Source organism: Micromonospora solifontis (assembly GCF_003725545.1).
Lineage (GTDB): Bacteria > Actinomycetota > Actinomycetes > Mycobacteriales > Micromonosporaceae > Micromonospora > Micromonospora solifontis.
Genome location: NZ_RJLN01000184.1, coordinates 1 through 1,896, shown reverse-complemented (window position 1 = coordinate 1,896; position 1,896 = coordinate 1). Strand labels below are relative to the sequence as shown.

At 69.4% G+C, this 1,896-nt stretch carries 1 protein-coding gene; it reads left to right on the top strand.

Annotated elements, in window-relative coordinates; genetic code table 11:
- Positions 1-137: 137 nt before the first annotated feature.
- Positions 138-1,718: a transposase gene (locus tag EFE23_RS27760; protein WP_439650882.1), complete on the top strand. Its 1,581-nt coding sequence runs from the start codon at positions 138-140 to the stop codon at positions 1,716-1,718.
- Positions 1,719-1,896: the final 178 nt, after the last annotated feature.

Here is a 1,896-nt window from a genome sequence, read left to right as displayed (position 1 = left end):
GTACTGAATAATGGGCGTGGCTTCTGCACCCGCTTGCATTGATATGGGATGATTTTTGTGTGCAGGGTGTAGAGCGTGCTGACCGGGAGTTGCTGGACGCGGCGGCCCTGGTCGGGCATCTGGTGCCGGCGGGCAGTATGTATGCGTTCCTGGCCGAGCATCGGGGTCGGGTGTTCCCGGATGATCAGTTCGCGGATCTGTTCCCGTCGGCCAAGGGCCGCCCGTCGATACCAGCCCCGGTGGCGGCGTCGATCCTGACGTTGCAGACGCTGTTGGACTACTCGGACGCGGAGACCGCCGAGGCGGCTCGTTGTGACCTGCGGTGGAAGGTGGCCTGCGGGTTGGCGTTGGACGACAAGGGGTTCCACCCTTCGACGTTGACGTACTGGCGGCGTCGGCTGGCCCGTTCGGATCGTCCGCACCGCATCACCGAGGCGGTGCGGCAGGTGGTCGAGGCGACCGGGGTGCTGCGGGGACGGCGCCGGCGGGCGGTGGATTCCACGATCCTGGCCGACGCGGTGGCCACGCAGGACACGATCACCCAGTTGATCAGCCAGATCCGCCGGGTGGCGCGGGTCGTGCCCGGCGCCGCCGAGCAGATCGCGGCGGTGTGTACCGGGCATGACTACACCCGGCCGGGTAAGCCGGACATCGACTGGGACGACCCGGTCGCCAAGGACGCGTTGGTCTCCGCGTTGGTCAACGACGCCAATGCCCTGGTGACGGCGCTGGCTGAGGCGACGCTGGACGAGCCGGCGCAGCAGGCCCTCGCGCTGCTGGCGTTGGTGGCCGGGCAGGACGTGGAACCGGCCGAGGGCTCCGACGGTACCGACGGGCGGTGGCGCATCGCCCGTAAGGTCGCCGAGGACCGGGTCGTGTCCACCATGGATCCCGAGGCCCGGCACACCCGCAAGTCGCCCGAGGCTCGCCGCGACGGCTACCGCGCCCACGTGGCCGCCGATCCGGACACCGGCATCATCACCGACGAGCAGTTGACCAAAGCCGCCGGCAGCGACAACTCCGACCCGGCCGTTGCGGCCCAGTTCCTGGCCAACGACCACGCCACCACCACCGGCGACGGCGACTTGGTCGGTGCTGCTGACCTGCCCGGCGGCAGCACCGACGATGACCATCCCGGTGATCCCGACCGCCTGCCCGGCCGGGAATGGTACGGCGATTCCGCCTACGGCACCGGGGACCTACGCGATGCCCTCGACCAGGCCGGACACACCGCGATCATCAAACCCAAGCCGGTGCAGTCCCCGGTCGCCGGTGGCTTCACCGTGGACGACTTCACCGTGGACGACGATGAGCGGACGGTCACCTGCCCGGCCGGGCATACCCGGCCGATCAGCCCTACCACCCGCACCGCCGCCTTCGGCGCGTTGTGCCGCACCTGCCCACTACAGGCGACGTGCACCAAATCGAAGACCGGCCGCAAGATCGTGCTGCACGAACACGACGCCCTGCTACGCCAAGCCCGCCGGGACTGGAAAACCGACCCGACCCTGCGGGAGCGATACCGGCGGCACCGGCCCAACATCGAACGGGTCATCGCGCAAGTCGCCAGCCGCGGCGGGCGTCGGTTGAAGCTGCGCTACCGGGGTGTGGAACCCAACAACGCCTGGCTGAAACGGCGTACCGCCGCCCTCAACCTCCGCAACCTGATCAACCACGGCCTGCACTGGACCGACGGATGGGCCCTCACCACCTCCTGAACCGGCAACCACCAGCACCCACAGACACCACCACGGCCTCAACCGCTGGCTCCGGCCACCACCCAGACCGCCCCGCAACGTCACCACCCCGAACCAACCACCCCCACCCGCTGACAGCACGACCAGACGCCGCCCGGGGGCGCACCCCAGGGAACGCCCATATTCAGCGCGTTCCTAG